Below are 15,360 nucleotides of genomic sequence, written 5' to 3' on the forward strand. Positions count from 1 at the left end.
CGTTCCCAGAGCGTTTTACCGAACTCCAATTCACACCGTTCTCATCCGTAAATCCTTAAAAGCTTAAACAGGAGCAATGCCATGTCTTCCCCAATATTTCAACGCAATCTGGCAGTTGTTATCGGAATTAATAACTATCAAGATGGGGTTCCGACCCTGAAAACACCCGTTAATGATGCCCAAACTTTGGCAAAGATTTTGCAAACTCAACACGACTATAAAGTTGACTTGCTTTTAAATCAACAGGCTCAACGAAATAGCTTCATTCATTTGTTTGAGGAGGTGCTGCCCAAACAGATTGCAGCCAATGACCGTCTATTGTTTTACTTTGCCGGACACGGAATCGCACTCAACGGTGAAGATGAGCCGGAAGGCTATCTCATTCCCCAGGATGCTCGATTGGGGGATGTCAGCACCTACCTGCCGATGTCACAAATTCACGATGCCTTACTGAAACTGCCCTGCCGCCATTTTTTAGGCATTCTGGACTGTTGCTTTGCGGGAACGTTTCGGTGGTCGAGTATGCGAAAGTTAATTCCTCTTGAAGTGGGTGTCCTGCATCGGGAACGCTTCGATCGCTTTATCCAAGACCCGGCTTGGCAGATTATTACGTCCGCCGCTCACGACCAGGAAGCCTTTGATGTCTTCAATTTGCAAGAAGGGTTACGCGGTCAAGCCAGAAAGCATTCTCCCTTCGCAGTTGCCTTGATCGAAGCATTGGCGGGAAAAGCCGATACTTATCCTCCGGTCCAACCCGGCAAGTCCGCAGGAGATGGGGTGGTTACGGCAACAGAACTTTACCTCTATTTACGCGATCGCATTGAAATTGTCACGACAGCACGGGCAGTCCGTCAAACGCCTGGAATTCATCCCCTCAAAAAACATGACAAGGGCGAATACATTTTTTTCACCCCCGGACATCAACTGAATTTACCTCCCGCTCCCCCGTTGGATGAATCTAAAAATCCCTATCGAGGTTTACAATCTTTTGAAGAAGAACACCAAGATTTGTTCTTTGGTCGAAAGACAATTACCCAAAATCTCTATCAGTTTTTTCTTCAGCACAACCTAACCGTCGTTTTAGGGGCTTCCGGTTCGGGAAAATCCAGTCTGGTGAAAGCCGGATTAATTCCCCAGTTGCGCCATGACCGAGATATATCCTGGTCTATCTTGCCGATCTTTCGACCGGGAGATTCTCCGTTGAAGGCGCTCAACAATGCCCTCGCTTCAGCCAATTTGCCGACCATCAATCAACCGGGCGATGTCTCCGAGAGTTTAGGAAAGGTAAGGTATTCAAGAAAGACTCTCAAGCTCGTGTCAAACTCGCGGTCGATCAATTTGAAGAGTTGATTACCCTTTGTCAAGATCGACAAGAACGAGAACGGTTTCTAGAAATTTTAGCAACGGCTCTGTCTGCCTACCCCAAACAGTTTCATCTTCTCATCACCTTGAGATCGGACTTTGAACCCCAGTTTCGCAATACCCCTTTGGAACCTTACTGGACAAGCAGTCGATTTATTGTTCCAGAAATGGGCCGCGAAGAACTGCGAGAAGCCATTGAAGAACCTGCTTACAAGCGGGTAATCTTCTTTGAACCCCATAACCTTGTCGGGCAGTTGATTGATGAAGTGGTGAATATGCCGGGAGCATTACCGCTACTGTCGTTTGCTCTCAGCGAGCTTTACCTGAAGTATCTGCATCGACAAGAGCAGGCGAAACTGCGAGGTAACACCATTGAGCGTGCAATTACTCTGAGCGATTATCACGAGTTGGGCGGAGTGACGCGATCGCTGACCCAACGGGCTGATTGGGAATACCATGCTTTGGTGAATCAGGACTCAACCTACGCTCAAACCATTCGGAATGTGATGCTGCCGATGGTAGCAGTGGGGGGAGAACTGGCTCGCCGAAAAGTACCCGAGTCCGAACTGAACTATCCAGAACCCGAAAATACCAGGGTCAAACGGGTTATTCAACAGTTTTTGAACTCTCGCCTGATCGTTGTGGGAACTGATGCGAATCACAGCACTTACTTTGAACCCGCCCATGATGCTCTCGTCAGAGGTTGGGAAAAGCTCTTGATTTGGCAGAAGCAGGCGGAAGAACAGTTAACGTTGCAGCGACGTCTGACTCAGGCGGCTCTCGAATGGGAGAGTCTCAAAACCCAGAATAATGATGAACAAACGCCAATTTTCAAACGGGCGGATCGGGTTCTCAACTGGTTAGATGGGCAACTTTCGACGATTGAGAGTTTAGTCAATCAAATTTCAGAACAGGTTGTTCGGCGATGGCAGCAGACACCCGATCAACAGGGACGTTGGAGAGAGAAATCCGTGCAATTTCTCTGGAATGCGAATCCTTATCTGGAGGTCTTAAATGAAACTTTAAACTCCAATGATAATTGGTTTAATGAGGTAGAAGCAGAATTTGTTCAAAAAAGTATTCAGAAGAAACGTCAGAATGTCAGTTGGCGACGGCGGATTGCCATTGGTGTAATTCTGAGTTTAAGTGGGTTAACAACTGCGGCGCTGCTTTATCAAAGAGGCTCTCAGATCAGAGAAGCCAGGACTCTGAGATCGTCGGCAGAAATTAACTTGGCTGACAATCAATCTTTAGATAGCATGGTTGAGATTTTACAAGCAGGAAATACGCTAAAAAATCCCCTGTTAAAACTTTTTCCTCCAAATTCTCAGCTACAGCGAAAAATAGAAGGAACCCTGCAAACCGCAATATATACTGTTAGAGAACGGAATCGTTTACAGGGTCACGAACGTCCCGTTAGAAGCGTGGTACATAGCCCAGATGGTCGGCAATTAGCAACGAGTGGAGATGATGGTAAAGTTCGCTTGTGGAATTTGCCGGGTGAGAAATTGCAGGAATTTGGGGAACAGGGAGGTTCGATCAGAAGTGTTCAATATAGTCCTCAAGGGCAATTATTAGTAACCGTCGGAGATAATGGATTGATCGGTTTGTGGACTTTGCAGGGTCAGTTAGTCAAACAATGGAATACTAAACAAGGTAAATTGCAGGATGTTCAATTTGACCCCGATGGAGAGTTGGTAGTCAGTGCGGCAGATAATGGTACGATTCGTTTATGGAACTTGCAGGGTGAATTATTGAGAGAATTCAAAGGACATTTAAACTCTGTAAAAAGCCTAAGTTTTCACCCAAATGGTCAATATATAGCAAGTGCTTCGGATGATGGTACAGTGCGCTTATGGAACTTGCAAGGTGAGGAATTAAAAACAGTTATATCTTCTCAAAAGCCTTTAACAAGTCTCTGTTTTAGCCCGGATGGTCAATTTCTGGTCGGTACGGGAGAAGATAGCATTGTCCGGGTGTGGAGTATTAAAGGAAAACAAGCGTCAATAATTAAAGAGTGGAATACCAAACAAGGTAAACTTTGGGATGTTCAATTCACTTCAGATGGTCAACAGATAGCGATCGCCGGGGGAGATGGAACAGTTCGAGTTTTGAATTTGCAAGGTCAGGAGTTAGAAAAATTTGTCGGTCACAAAGGACCCGTTAGAAGTGTGAGTTTGAGTCCAGATGATCGGCAATTGGCAAGTAGCAGTGATGACACAATGGTTCGGATTTGGAATTTACAGCCTGTAGAATTTATATCCAGAGAATTCGACCGTTCAGAACCCAAAAGGTATACAAGAAATGTGAGTTTGAGTCCGGATGGAAAGAAAAAAGTGGTTGGCAACAAAGATGGTATCATCGGCTTGTACGACTCGCAAGATCGGCTTTTTAAAAAATTTGAAGGGCATTTAGGTAAGGTTAATAGTGTTGCCTTTAGTTCTAATAGTGAGAAAATCGTTAGTGGGGGTGAAGACGGTACAATTCGGGTGTGGAACTTGGACGGTAAATCGATCAGAATATTTCAAATTTACGGGCCAGAAGTTAGTTCAGTAATGTTTAGTCCGGATTCTCAATAAATTATTAGCAGTGATAGCAAAGGTCGCGTACTCCTGTGGAATTTGCCAGACGAAAATGCACAACTGCCCCTAGCACAATGGCAAACTCGACAATCTTTTATTACAAGTATTAGCTTGAGTGAAGATGGTCAATTTCTCACAACTTTGGGAAAAGACGGAAGCGAGAAAACTTGGGCGATTCAATCATCTGATGAATTACTAATGCAGCAGGCTTGTAGTTGGGTACGGGATTATTTAAAATATAATTCTGACCTAAACAACGGCGACCGTCGTTTGTGCAATGGTATCAAAGGTTAGTCGTAATTGATATCAAAAAATCTTGGTTTTTTAGTATCTAGTATACTATAGCGCTTCGCGCTGGTATATTTACAAATGCTGAAATGCGGCATCTGTAGCTTTGTGAATATTAAACTCATACTTAGGCAGTTCTTTTCTAATAGCCGTTTTGACTTTTTGCCACCAATGTTCTATTGGGTTAAAATCGGGAGAATCGGGAGGTAAAAATAACAATTCACATCCGGCTTTTTCAATTAATTGTCTAATTTTTAGGGAGTTATGAAAGGGGGCATTATCCATAATAATTACTGCCGGAGCAAGAACGTGGGGCAATAAGCTTTTTTCCAACCAAATTTCAATAACTTTAGCCGTACAATATCCCTGATACACCATGGTCGCGAAAAATTGGTCTTCACACAAAGCACCAATTATACTCAATCTTTATTGACGTTTTCCGGGTCGAATGCTGTAAAATCTTGTCCCTTTTTTACTCCATCCATAAGGGTAAGTTTCATTGTTATCTATTCCACTTTCATCTACATCTATTACCTTTTTATCCTGATAACTCTCTAGTTTTCGTTTAAATTCACGTCTGGCTTCTTCACTTCTTTCTTGATAATAAATCCGTTTTTTTTTCGGGTATAACCCAGTTTTTTCAAGGCTCTACTAATTGTATGATGGCTTACCCCTCCCCAGAGTTGTGCTAGAACATTGCTGAGTTTTATCTGCATTAAGATCTACAAATTCAGTAAATCTATTCCAATCTTTGATTTTTGACGGTTGAGGAGGGGGAACGCTCTTCATAGGAGCCGTTGAACCTGTTTTCTCCACCTGGTCTTTCCATCTATAAAGAGTTGGACGACTAATGCGTCAGTCCTCGACTTACTTGACTAATTGATATCCCATTCTTGAGCCACTCTAAAGCACGGACTCGTAAATCTTCACGCTCATGCGATCGCCATAAAATTTCCTACCTCTTTTTCTTGGACTTATCCTATTCTACCTTGTAACTAGACGAGCGCGAAGCGCTATAATTGCCCCAGATGGTACGATTTATTATCCCTGGCAGCTTGGTCATACCATTGTTGATGGTTTAGGAAATCCAATCCCGAACGACGCTCAACCTCCGGGTACAGCCATTCAAATTAATCAAACTATTACGGCAACGACAACACCCGCAACCACCAATGACTACATCCCCGCCAATGCTTTAACGGGAACCGGAGATTGGGTCGCCAGACGGGGTAAAGACCACCTCAACAATGTTGAACAGGTATTCGTTGATAGCGGCGATTTAGAATTAGGTCATTGGAAAGCGCGAGTTGTTGGCTTTAACGTACAAGCAGGTGCAGTGGCAGTATGGCATCAGAGGTTCCGGTTTCTAGCGGTTTCCGACCAAAAATTGAATTGCTGCAAGACTCTGCCAATTTATTTCTGGATTTAATGCGGTTAAATGCAGGCGATCGCTTGGGTGAAATCAGTTTTGCAAGTAGTGTCAGCACCGATTTTGGGCCGGGAGATGTCTTAACTGAGATTACTTCTAGTAACATTAATGATGCTAAAAACGAAGTCAATAACCTCAGTCCTGGCGGTTTAACCAATATTCAAGGTGCATTGCAAGAAGGACTTGATTTATTAACAGATGCTCCCGATGGAGAAGACCATCGCCGTGTGATTGTTTTTCTTTCTGATGGAATGCCAACAACAGGCGGCAACCCCACTGATGCGACTTTCCTTCAACAATTTGACGATGAAGATGTGAAAGTCTTTTCTGTTGGTTTTGGAACCGAAGGAGCAAGCGGTAATGCGGGAATTGATGTGGATCTATTGCAAACTTTAACCAACGTCGGCGAGCAAGGGTTTTACCAAGTGACTGAAAGCGCCTTAGAACTCGATAAGTTCTTCGTTAATGCTGTAGCGGGAGCGATTAGTTCTGATGTCATTGTAGACCCGATTGATGACATTGAACCCGGTGAAACTCATACGGTTGATATCACATTAGGCGAACAGGATGGGGTAGTTTCTTTTATTCTCACCAGTGATAATCCTGAGTTTCCTTTAGATTTAGCATTACGCAGTCCTTCGGGATTAGAAATTAATGCGGATAACTTTGGTTTATTTGGCGATCGCATTTCCTACATTGATGCGCCCACCCATGATATTTACCAAGTTCACCTTCCCATTGTTGCACAAACCAACACCGATCACGCAGAAACCTGGGAAATGGTAATTCGTAACCCCAATAATTCGACGGTTACTTATTCGGCTTCTGCCATTGGTCAGTCTACCGTTCATTTAGACTTTGTGCCTCCCCTAGTATCTGACGGCTTCTTTAATTCAGGAGAAGCGATTCCTCTGCAAGTTATTTTAGAGGAAAATAATCAAGTTCCGATTCGTGAAGCTTCTGTCAGTGTATCGGTAACGGCTCCCACCGTTGATTTAGGAAATTTGCTCTCATCAGGAGTTGTCAGTGAGGATGATTTAAAAAAAGTTCCGGTTGAAATTCAAGGTGAACCTTTGGGTTTGCGAGAACGGATGACAATTGCATTGCAGAATAAATTCGGTGACGAGAATCCGCTTTCTGCTATAAAACTTGACTCGATTGAGTTAACTGAATCAGCCAATGGTGGATTTTATTCTAGTCGATTTGTAGACACCAAAATTCCGGGGACTTATACTTTTGTTGTTAATATGGTAGCTACACCCAACAGTATAAAGTGAGTTCCAACCTCAAACAAACCTCACTTAATATCGAAGTGCTTGATGTGGAATTACCGCCTGTTGTCATTGATTCAGGTTCTTCTATTCCGGGAATTATTGATAATAAGCCGGGTATTATTTTCGATCCCATTGACGATCCGGGTATTGTGTTCAATCCACGAATTGGGTTGGATTTAGATAATCTGCCGATTAGTCGCCCCCTTAATAATGACGAACTTTCTAATGAGAGCATTTTAGATTCAGATGAAGATGCTCTTTTGTGGGGTGGTAATGGTCGTTTAACAGCTAATAATCGCTCAGGGAAGCCGGGTGAGGATACTGTTGGATTGGTTATCGGTGAAGGAACGCCTACAGACTTGAAAATCCGTACAGATTTTACGGGATTATTGAACAACCCAACGGTCGAACAACATTCTGTTATACGAAATCCGGTTGACAAAACCTTTGTATAATAAAGGAAAGGTAACGAGGAACAGATGAATGCCGAAAAAAGCGACTCTAGCTAACCATTATAGTTCTTCCGAACTGAAACAAAAGTACATAAAAAATCAAGATGCAGTCGAATCGAGAAGATGGCATCTCTTGTGGAAAGTGTCTTTGGAATGGACAATTAAACAGGCGGCGATCGCAGTAGGAATCAGTTATGAGTAGGGGAAAGAAATTGTCAAGAAATATAATGATTTAGGAGAGAAAGGAGTAGAAAACTTGGTTCTTCAGTACCTAGTATGCTAAAAATTTAGTTAAAATTCCAATTCAGTAAACATCTTGATTGAAAGTTTTTAAAATTTCTGAATCCATAAGCCGAACGTTTAATCAGTTTCAGCTTGTTATTAATTCCCTCAACTACACCACTGGTTGTTCTATGATCAAAGTAAGCAATAATTTCATCTAGCCATCGAATAATTGTCTTTTGACTGTTTGGGAAATATTTTTGAGCTTCATCTAACCACCTCCCTAATTGCCATAATCTCACTAACCAATCATTTGTTTCCTCAAAGATTTGACGAATTTTTTCTTTGAATTCGTGCATCCTTTTCAGGAGGGGAGAAACCTCTTTCACTTCGGCTAGTTTCTGGCTTTGTTGTTCATTCAAATCTTTTTCATTCTTCAAAAGGGCATATTTACTCTTCTTCAATCCTGCTAAAACTTTTTCGGAATTTACTTTTTCCAATTCCGACTTAGCCGTTTTTAGCAAATTTTCTGCCTTCAGCCTTTCTTGTTTCCTTTGCTTATCTAACTCCTGATTGATTTGTACCATTACATGAAATCTATCCGCTACAACTTGAGCATTTGGCATGAGTTTTAAGACTAAGCTTTTGTATCCTTTCCACAGAGCTATGCTAACTTCCTCTATCTTTTCTAACACTTCTTTCCCCCATCCCATCAATACTTTTTTGATTTCATCAGTTGTTCTTCCTGCGAGTAGGGCTATTAATTTTGACTTCTCTAAATCTATGAAAACTGCACAATAATTCCCTTTTCCTTTAATCAATGCTATTTCATCAATTCCTAGCTTTTTTAAATCTGCGGGTTTTAACTCGGCTAATTCTGATGATGCGTCTTTTAACTCGGGAATCGAGTCATCCGCGATTCCCCGCCGATTCTGCGGCGGTGAACGGATGACATTCTTTCTATTTCTTCTGTTGTGACTAACCCTTTTTGGGCAACAATGTTTATGTCCTTTTCTAAAACTTCTTGTAGGATTCTATCCGCCAATCTTTTTGTATAAGTCCTTCTTTTTCCCACGAACTCTAAATCCTCACTAAACGGCTTTTTACATTTCTTACATTTTAACTGCCTTCTATTTATTTCCAAAAATACTGGCGATTATCCCCAAGGTATATCTTTAATTATATATCTATGGTTTTGATGCAATTTATGACTTTTTTCCCCACAACGAGGGCAAATACTTTACTGATGGATTGGCTCTATCTCTAAAATTATTCCAATCCCTTTATGCTGATAACGTGACACTACTTTTACTCCTTCTAGCTCCAGAATTTCTGTGAGCATTTTAATTTCCTTTTTTGAAGCCATTATTACTGATTTACTCTTTTTCTGATTTCAGTTAACAGCACATATCGCTTAATTGTCAACCGGAACAAGCTCTTCAGCTATCACTTTGGGGGCCTAGTTTAATCAATTACAGGAATATCGAACGATTTAACCTCACCGGAACTATCTATGGAGATCATCTCTATGGCGGAAACCTCAACGATACCCTAGCAGGAACAGCAGGAGCAGACACTCTCAAAGCCGGTGCAGGTGACGATCTTTACCAACTTGATCCTACTCAAGCGGCAGGTAGCCAAATTCAAGATACCGAAGGAACTGATCTTCTCGAATTAGGAACTTCTGTAAACATCGATAACCCAACAGCAGGAAATTCAGCCTTCCTTTCCCCTTCCCCATTAACCGCAGGACAGATGGGTTTGGAACGTCGGGACAAAACTTTAGTGATTGACCTCAATAAAGACGGTGTTGCTAAAGCTAAAGATGATTTATTCGTCTTAGATTTCTTCGCCAGTTCAACTAATCAAGCTGGCACAGGATTTATGGAAACCGTTGCCAATCTTAATGGAGAAGATATCCTTAACTTAAACTTGCCAGACCAAGGCTACCTAAATCTTGAAGAAGATTTAACACCAATCACTCCCCAATTAACAGTAACCCAATATGCAGAAAGTTTCATCACTAATTTTCCTAAAGGGGAATTAATGACCAGCGAAGATGGAGAAAGCGCCGAATTTACAGTTGTTTTGGCGACTCCACCCACAGCTAACATTGTTATTGCTCTGAGTACCCTATCTGAAGCCGAAAATACAATTTCTGTTGATCGCCTCACCTTTACTCCCGAAAACTGGAATCAACCTCAGACTGTAACAGTAACAGGCGTTGATGATGATGGTCGAGTAGATGGTAATTGGGAAAAGAAGTTGATTTATACGAACCTGAAAGCTTAATTGCTGCGATCGCTTTACCCGTAACACCGTCTAACACTGCGGCTAATTTGAGTTCTGGTAATTCTAACCGTGAAGCCACTGATGGCGCAGATGTTATTGTTGGTGATGGGACAGATAATGAAATTGTTGCTCTTGCAGGTGATGATCGGGTTAACGGTGGCGATGACAACGACTGGATCAGCACCAACCAAGGCAATGATACTGTTGATGGCGGAGAAGGTAACGATACCATTCATGCTGGAAAAGATGACGACCTTGTTTTTGGTTCCGATGGCGACGACTGGTTGAACGGAAACAAAGGTTCGGATTTCCTTGATGGTGGCGAAGGTGCCGATACCGTGTTTGGCGGTCAAAACAGCGATACCCTCACAGGTGGTAATGGTGATGACTGGTTAAACGGTAACTTGGGTTCTGACTTGGTTGATGGTGGTGAGGGTCAGGACATGATTTATGGCGGTCAAGATGGTGATAGCCTGATGGGAGGAAGCGGAAATGATACCATCTTTGGTAATATTGGCAATGATTTAATTGAAGGAAATGAGGGTAATGACCTGATTTATGGCGGTCAAAATAATGACACGATTTCAGGTAATCAAGGTAATGATACCCTTTACGGCGACTTAGGAAATGACCTCATTGATGGTAATGAAGGTAACGACTTCTTAGAAGGCGGTCAAGGTGATGATACTCTCGATGGGGCTTCCGATGATGACCAATTGCTTGGCGGTGCCGGAGATGATTTACTTATCGGTGCTGAAGGTAATGATACCTTAACTGGAAATCAGGGACGCGATCGCTTTTTACTCCGCAGTGGAGAGGGTTCGGACTTGATTACCGATTTTGTCGATACCGAAGATGCGTTTGTTCTCGATGGTGGCTTAACGTTCGTTCAGTTGAGTATTGTCGAAGAAAATGGTTCAACTCTAATTAAGTTGGGAGAGGAACTGTTAGCAACAGTTGAGAATGTTAACGCCAGTCTAATTACAGCAGACGATTTCGCTAGTTTGTTCTAATTTCAATTGTTCGAGACTAACTCGTGAATTTGAGTTAGTCTCTTGTTGATCTGGGGTGATTAACCGAGGGGGATAATCAGCCGAATTGTTGAACCACCATTGGTTCGTTATGACGCGAAAGATGGGAAATTCTGCGCCAAGCGTTTTTTCGCTTCATCAGTTGGCGATCGCGCCAAGTTAAATCGCGGTCGTTGAGTCTTTAAAACTTTTTCACATTGCTGGCAAATTTGGATTATTCTGACAAGTTGAGAGCCACAAAGGTTCAACAGTTTGAATTTGGGTAATCCGCATCTGACTACTATCTGTTGCTACTCAAACCCCGATTTCTAAGCCTTTAAGGGAGTTGCGGCATCCAAGCGGTTTATTGACTTGCTTTAGTGAGAAAATCGGGAGAAATGCCCTTGGGAAAGTAATCACCGGAAAATAAATAAGAAATGTAAATAAATGGGATTAGTATTTATACTTATCTGCTAGAACAGTAGAAGATACATCAAGATGAAGTTAGGAGAAAACAAGAAAAAGGCAAAAAACGTCATACAGTTTTTTATATGGTTTGTTTTTTGCTGAAATGTTCTCTAAAATAAGCCATTGAGCATTTAAACGAAACTGCCCTTATACGGGATAACTCTCGCATCACAAAAGTTAAACAATTTGGGAATAGGCAATTAATTTAGATGGTCAATGGCTTTGGGTTTGACACTTAGTTTTTTAGCTACATAATTCGCAATTGGAGTAACTAAAATGTTTGAAAGATCTCGCCGAATTCTTTATTTTGATGGTAGCGGCATTCGAGGACTTTTAACTGCCACAATGTTAGAAGAAGTTGAAGATAAACTGAAAGCAATCAATCCTGATAAAGAGCTAAGAGACTATTTCGATATTATTGCAGGAACATCTTCGGGAAGTATTATTGCCCTAGCAGTCGCCCAGGGAATATCTGCACTAGAGATTAGAAGTTTTTTTAAAGGCGACGGAAATCGAATTTTTCCTGACCCTAAATCAACTTTATTCAGTTTGATTCAAAGATTCCTAGAACAAGATGTAGATTGGACTACTTTCAATCCCTTCAATGTTTTAGATGTAGACAATGCAAATATTAAGAAGATGATGAGTCAACCTGTTTATGATGACAAAGGCTTGGAGGAGGTACTCAGAGAAAATTTTTCGGAACAGCTATTCGGGGAGCTTAAACCTTTAGTGATTATTCCCAGCTATGATGTCTATAATCGTCGAGCAACAGTGTTTAAAAATAAAGACGACCTCTACAAAAGTTTACCAGTTTGGGAAGTTTGTAAAGCATCTTGTTCTGCTCCTGTTGCTTTTCCGGCTCATCTGATTAATAATGACAATTTTATTTATGGACTCAAAAAACAAGCTGAACAGGCGAAAAAATTTGGCAAAAAGTCTAACTTAAAAATTCCCAATGAAGGTCTTCCATTTATTGATGGGGGTCTAGTTGCCAATAATCCTGTACTTTGTGCTATTGCTGAATGTCGAAAAGTTTTCAAACGATTTCCGAGTTTAGTTGTATCTTTTGGAGTGGGTGCAGGCTTACATCGAATTACAATCCGGCAATCACAAGGATGGGGGGCTTTAAATTGGGCGAGTTTAATTAGAAATATTCCTTTAATGGATGTCTTTACGGATGGTTCCAGCGATGCAACAGATTACATTGTCGAACAACTTCTTGAACAAGAAAATGACTATGTAAGATTTCAACCTTTCTTGAAAGAAGATGTAAGTACATTTAGTGCCAATGAAAAAAACATGATAGCTTTAGAAGAAGCTGCCGATGATTATATGAAAACCAAAGAGTATCGAGATAAGGTGCAAAAAGTTGTTGAAGAACTGACCTAAAATTACCTGTTTTCTATTTGCCAGTATTTGACCGATACTGTGTCATTGAAAATCTCAATTTAATACCCTTTTAATTCTCCCTATTCTCAATCGGTGCAGTTCCTAGTGAGCGGGAATCTTTTAAAAGGGTTTCTATTTCTTGAAAGTTACAGTCAACTTCTTAAGAGGAGAACAGACGATGAAAAGATTAACTTCATCATTATTAATCGGACTAGGATTAGCCTTGGGAATCTCTAACGGTTCATTGTTAGCCCAACCAAAAGCAGAATTTAAAACCTTTACCGAATGGTGTGAGAATAAAAATCAACTGGCGGAGGAAACACAGCATACCATTGAAGTTTTATTGACTGAGGTAGGTACAACGGATTGTAATCGAGCGGAGCAAATTTTATCTAGCTCAAGATGGCTTGACCTAACTAGCAATGAAATAAGGGATATTACTCCTTTATCTTCTTTGACTCAACTGCAAAGCCTTGACCTTGGTTACAATCAAGTTACCGATTTTACTCCTTTATCTTCTTTGACTCAACTGACAGCCCTTGCTCTGTATGACAATCAAATTACAGATCTTAGTTCTTTATCTTCTTTAACTCAGTTGACACATCTTTACCTAAATGGGAATGAAATTAAGGATATTACTCCTTTGTCTTCTTTGACTCAATTGGCAATTCTCTCACTCGCTGGCAACGAAATTAGTGATATTAGCCCTTTATCTTCTTTGGTTCAATTGGTATACCTTGAACTTGGTTACAATGAAATTAATGATATTAAACCTTTATCTTCTTTGGTTCAATTGGTATACCTTGACCTGAATGGCAATCAAATTAGCGATATTAGTCCTTTGTCTCCTTTGACTCAATTAACAGAGCTTAACCTTGTTAGCAATCAAGTTAGGGATATTAGTCCTTTATCTTCTTTGGCTCAGTTGGCAGACCTTGACTTGAGTGGCAATGAAATTAGCGATATTAGCCCTTTATCTTCCCAAGGTTGAACTGTCAGACCGACAGTTGAATTTAGAGCTAGTTTACGAAGTACAGGAGCATGAAAGAGATCGGAATTTTGCTTTGACAATGCGTTGGTTTGGAAATGAACCTACAGGTCAAGTAAGCCGCTCTATTTTTGTTCCTCTCGGTCAGGAAGATGCGGCAAATAAGTTGGTGAAAATCTTCTCAAAACAATGTATTCCAGAACGTGAAGTTGTCACAGTTTATGAAAATAGTAGTGATGACTACTATGACTATCGTGACTACAATGATAATGATAACTTTTATGAGCGTGATGAGGATTGTCCTTCAGATGATTCCGGTAATTACGATGATTCTGGTGATAATTTTTGTGAAGATGATTAATTAAGTTAAGCTCAATCCTTCTAAACAATCTCAGTCAACAGTTGCTAAGACTCCTAATGTGACCCGAAAATTGACTTGTTTGCGAGCATGAGCGTTCTTGTTTACAAGCAACTATATGTAACCTCTCCATTGCTGCTCGAAAATTCAATTTATTGATATCTTCCCCCAACCCTTGGGCTTATAGTCCTCTGAAATGATGTTGAGTCGCATTTGCAATCTTTTCGTGAGCTTGTCCCGAAAAAATCAAGTTTTCAAGCAGAGCGAACGCGAACGCACCTCAAATATAGAAAGCAGTGATGTTCTCAAAGCAATAGAAACAGCGATTCCAGCAAAGGTAATTGAACAGGCGATCGCAAAAACTCAGACATTAGAAGATAGAAAGCGCTCGCTACCTGCTCAATTAGTAGTAAGTTTGGTCATAGCAATGAATCAGACTCGATGCGAGATGTACTGAAAAATCTTGTATATGGAATGTCCGATCACCCGTTGACAAAGTGCCAAGTCAAATCAATCGTGAGAGTTGAGTCTTTCAAACGTTTTCACATGGTTGGCAAATTCGGATCGTTCTGACAAGTTGAAAGCGGCAAGGGTTCAACAGTTTTAATTTGGGTAATCCGCATCCGACTACTTATCTGTGGCAACATGATTTAAACGAAACTTCCGTCCGACCGGGAATCCGGCGCGATACGCAAGCGCGGCCCACCTTTCGCGATCGCCAGATTTACTATCATAAAGACGTACCGGAGTGCGATCGCATATATTGAGCGATGCAACCCGATACGAGCCGACAAACGACCGAGAGAGTGGAAGATTAATTTGGAGAGCGCAAAACGAATCTCGTCTGTTCCCAATGCGGTGGCAAGCTGACGGCTAAAAAAGGCGGGAACTTGAAAAAACGAATCTACCGAGAGCGCCACAATTTAATTGTTTTATCATTACTTCCACTGGCTAAGGTGCAACTATCCGGGCTGAAGGCTACAGACCTAATAGAACTCGAATGTCCTTCCAAAGTCGTCATTTGAGAGCGAGTTTTTAGATCCCATCATTTTATATCCCTGTCATTGCTTCCACTGGCTAAAATCTGACTATCCGGGCTAAATGCTACAGACCCAACATAACTGGAATGCCCCCGAAAAGTCGTAATTTCAGTTTGGGTTTTCACGTCCCATAATTTAATGTATTTGTCGGAGCTTCCGCTAGCTAAAATGTTGCCATCCGGAGTAAAAGCGATGGAATTCAC

General features: G+C 41.4%; 14 protein-coding genes and 3 pseudogenes. 13 read left to right on the forward strand and 4 right to left on the reverse strand.

Annotated features, from left to right (window positions below; all coding sequences use genetic code 11):
* Positions 1 to 81 precede the first annotated feature (81 nt).
* From ACL6C3_RS15265 to ACL6C3_RS15275, 3 genes are read left to right on the forward strand one after another with little or no spacing between them, the layout of a single operon-like run.
* Positions 82 to 1,350, forward strand: coding sequence for a caspase family protein (locus tag ACL6C3_RS15265; RefSeq protein WP_413168070.1), 1,269 nt, complete (start codon positions 82 to 84; stop codon positions 1,348 to 1,350).
* A complete protein-coding gene (locus ACL6C3_RS15270) occupies positions 1,347 to 3,941 on the forward strand; it encodes a WD40 repeat domain-containing protein (protein ID WP_413168071.1) in 2,595 nt (864 codons plus the stop codon). Before ACL6C3_RS15265 ends, ACL6C3_RS15270 begins: the two co-directional genes overlap by 4 nt.
* A 42-nt stretch (positions 3,942 to 3,983) precedes the next feature.
* The gene (locus ACL6C3_RS15275; RefSeq protein WP_413168072.1) at positions 3,984 to 4,238 is read left to right on the forward strand and encodes a hypothetical protein; all 255 of its coding nucleotides are present in this window, start codon (positions 3,984 to 3,986) and stop codon (positions 4,236 to 4,238) included.
* Positions 4,239 to 4,307: 69 nt separating this feature from the next.
* Here the strand turns inward: ACL6C3_RS15275 and ACL6C3_RS15280 are convergent, their stop codons facing one another.
* Positions 4,308 to 4,610: a transposase gene (locus tag ACL6C3_RS15280; RefSeq protein ID WP_413168074.1), complete on the reverse strand. Its 303-nt coding sequence runs from the start codon at positions 4,608 to 4,610 to the stop codon at positions 4,308 to 4,310.
* Positions 4,611 to 5,576: 966 nt separating this feature from the next.
* Between ACL6C3_RS15280 and ACL6C3_RS15285 the strand changes: the two genes are divergently transcribed.
* Genes ACL6C3_RS15285 through ACL6C3_RS15295 form a run of 3 tightly spaced genes read left to right on the forward strand, consistent with a single transcriptional unit; the run spans position 5,577 to position 7,589 of the window.
* Positions 5,577 to 6,938 (forward strand): VWA domain-containing protein, encoded by a 1,362-nt coding sequence (locus ACL6C3_RS15285; RefSeq protein ID WP_413168075.1) that lies wholly within the window; start codon positions 5,577 to 5,579, stop codon positions 6,936 to 6,938.
* Positions 6,935 to 7,390, forward strand: coding sequence for a hypothetical protein (locus ACL6C3_RS15290; RefSeq protein WP_413168076.1), 456 nt, complete (start codon positions 6,935 to 6,937; stop codon positions 7,388 to 7,390). Before ACL6C3_RS15285 ends, ACL6C3_RS15290 begins: the two co-directional genes overlap by 4 nt.
* A gap of 28 nt (positions 7,391 to 7,418) precedes the next feature.
* On the forward strand, positions 7,419 to 7,589 hold the full coding sequence (locus ACL6C3_RS15295; RefSeq protein ID WP_413168077.1) for a hypothetical protein: 171 nt from the start codon (positions 7,419 to 7,421) through the stop codon (positions 7,587 to 7,589).
* A gap of 85 nt (positions 7,590 to 7,674) precedes the next feature.
* Here the strand turns inward: ACL6C3_RS15295 and ACL6C3_RS15300 are convergent.
* A pseudogene (locus ACL6C3_RS15300) lies at positions 7,675 to 8,951 on the reverse strand (ISL3 family transposase).
* A gap of 167 nt (positions 8,952 to 9,118) precedes the next feature.
* Between ACL6C3_RS15300 and ACL6C3_RS15305 the strand changes: the two are divergent.
* The 7 genes and pseudogenes from ACL6C3_RS15305 to ACL6C3_RS15335 all read left to right on the forward strand — a co-directional run.
* Positions 9,119 to 9,178 (forward strand): annotated as a pseudogene (locus tag ACL6C3_RS15305) (hypothetical protein); the annotation flags it as partial.
* A gap of 186 nt (positions 9,179 to 9,364) precedes the next feature.
* Entirely contained in the window at positions 9,365 to 9,901 is a 537-nt protein-coding gene (locus ACL6C3_RS15310) for a hypothetical protein (RefSeq protein ID WP_413168078.1), read from the forward strand.
* Entirely contained in the window at positions 9,862 to 10,914 is a 1,053-nt protein-coding gene (locus tag ACL6C3_RS15315) for a calcium-binding protein (RefSeq protein ID WP_413168079.1), read from the forward strand. The genes ACL6C3_RS15310 and ACL6C3_RS15315 overlap by 40 nt, the downstream gene beginning before the upstream one ends.
* 741 nt (positions 10,915 to 11,655) lie before the next feature.
* Positions 11,656 to 12,771, forward strand: coding sequence for a patatin-like phospholipase family protein (locus ACL6C3_RS15320; RefSeq protein ID WP_413168080.1), 1,116 nt, complete (start codon positions 11,656 to 11,658; stop codon positions 12,769 to 12,771).
* A 178-nt stretch (positions 12,772 to 12,949) separates the two neighbouring features.
* Entirely contained in the window at positions 12,950 to 13,762 is an 813-nt protein-coding gene (locus tag ACL6C3_RS15325; RefSeq protein ID WP_413168081.1) for a leucine-rich repeat domain-containing protein, read from the forward strand.
* Positions 13,722 to 14,120 carry a hypothetical protein gene (locus tag ACL6C3_RS15330; protein ID WP_413168082.1) on the forward strand — a complete coding sequence of 133 codons (399 nt, stop codon included), beginning with the start codon at positions 13,722 to 13,724 and terminating at the stop codon, positions 14,118 to 14,120. Before ACL6C3_RS15325 ends, ACL6C3_RS15330 begins: the two co-directional genes overlap by 41 nt.
* A gap of 337 nt (positions 14,121 to 14,457) precedes the next feature.
* Positions 14,458 to 14,600: pseudogene (locus ACL6C3_RS15335) on the forward strand (transposase domain-containing protein); the annotation flags it as partial.
* A gap of 421 nt (positions 14,601 to 15,021) precedes the next feature.
* On the opposite strand, the gene ACL6C3_RS15340 reads toward ACL6C3_RS15335, so the two are convergent.
* A complete protein-coding gene (locus ACL6C3_RS15340; protein ID WP_413168083.1) occupies positions 15,022 to 15,138 on the reverse strand; it encodes a WD40 repeat domain-containing protein in 117 nt (38 codons plus the stop codon).
* Positions 15,139 to 15,162: 24 nt separating this feature from the next.
* Positions 15,163 to 15,360: a WD40 repeat domain-containing protein gene (locus ACL6C3_RS15345; RefSeq protein WP_413168084.1), complete on the reverse strand. Its 198-nt coding sequence runs from the start codon at positions 15,358 to 15,360 to the stop codon at positions 15,163 to 15,165.

Source organism: Capilliphycus salinus ALCB114379 (assembly GCF_047276495.1).
Classification (GTDB): Bacteria; Cyanobacteriota; Cyanobacteriia; order Cyanobacteriales; family Microcoleaceae; genus Capilliphycus; species Capilliphycus salinus.

Bases quoted from the DNA above. Each gene is read 5' to 3' on its own strand.
- ACL6C3_RS15265 (WP_413168070.1), top strand. From the start codon at position 82: ATGTCTTCCCCAATATTTCAACGCAATCTGGCAGTTGTTATCGGAATT.
- ACL6C3_RS15280 (WP_413168074.1), bottom strand. From the start codon at position 4,610: ATGGTGTATCAGGGATATTGTACGGCTAAAGTTATTGAAATTTGGTTG.
- ACL6C3_RS15285 (WP_413168075.1), top strand. From the start codon at position 5,577: ATGGCATCAGAGGTTCCGGTTTCTAGCGGTTTCCGACCAAAAATTGAA.
- ACL6C3_RS15295 (WP_413168077.1), top strand. From the start codon at position 7,419: ATGCCGAAAAAAGCGACTCTAGCTAACCATTATAGTTCTTCCGAACTG.
- ACL6C3_RS15310 (WP_413168078.1), top strand. From the start codon at position 9,365: ATGGGTTTGGAACGTCGGGACAAAACTTTAGTGATTGACCTCAATAAA.
- ACL6C3_RS15320 (WP_413168080.1), top strand. From the start codon at position 11,656: ATGTTTGAAAGATCTCGCCGAATTCTTTATTTTGATGGTAGCGGCATT.
- ACL6C3_RS15325 (WP_413168081.1), top strand. From the start codon at position 12,950: ATGAAAAGATTAACTTCATCATTATTAATCGGACTAGGATTAGCCTTG.
- ACL6C3_RS15330 (WP_413168082.1), top strand. From the start codon at position 13,722: ATGAAATTAGCGATATTAGCCCTTTATCTTCCCAAGGTTGAACTGTCA.
- ACL6C3_RS15340 (WP_413168083.1), bottom strand. From the start codon at position 15,138: ATGACGACTTTGGAAGGACATTCGAGTTCTATTAGGTCTGTAGCCTTC.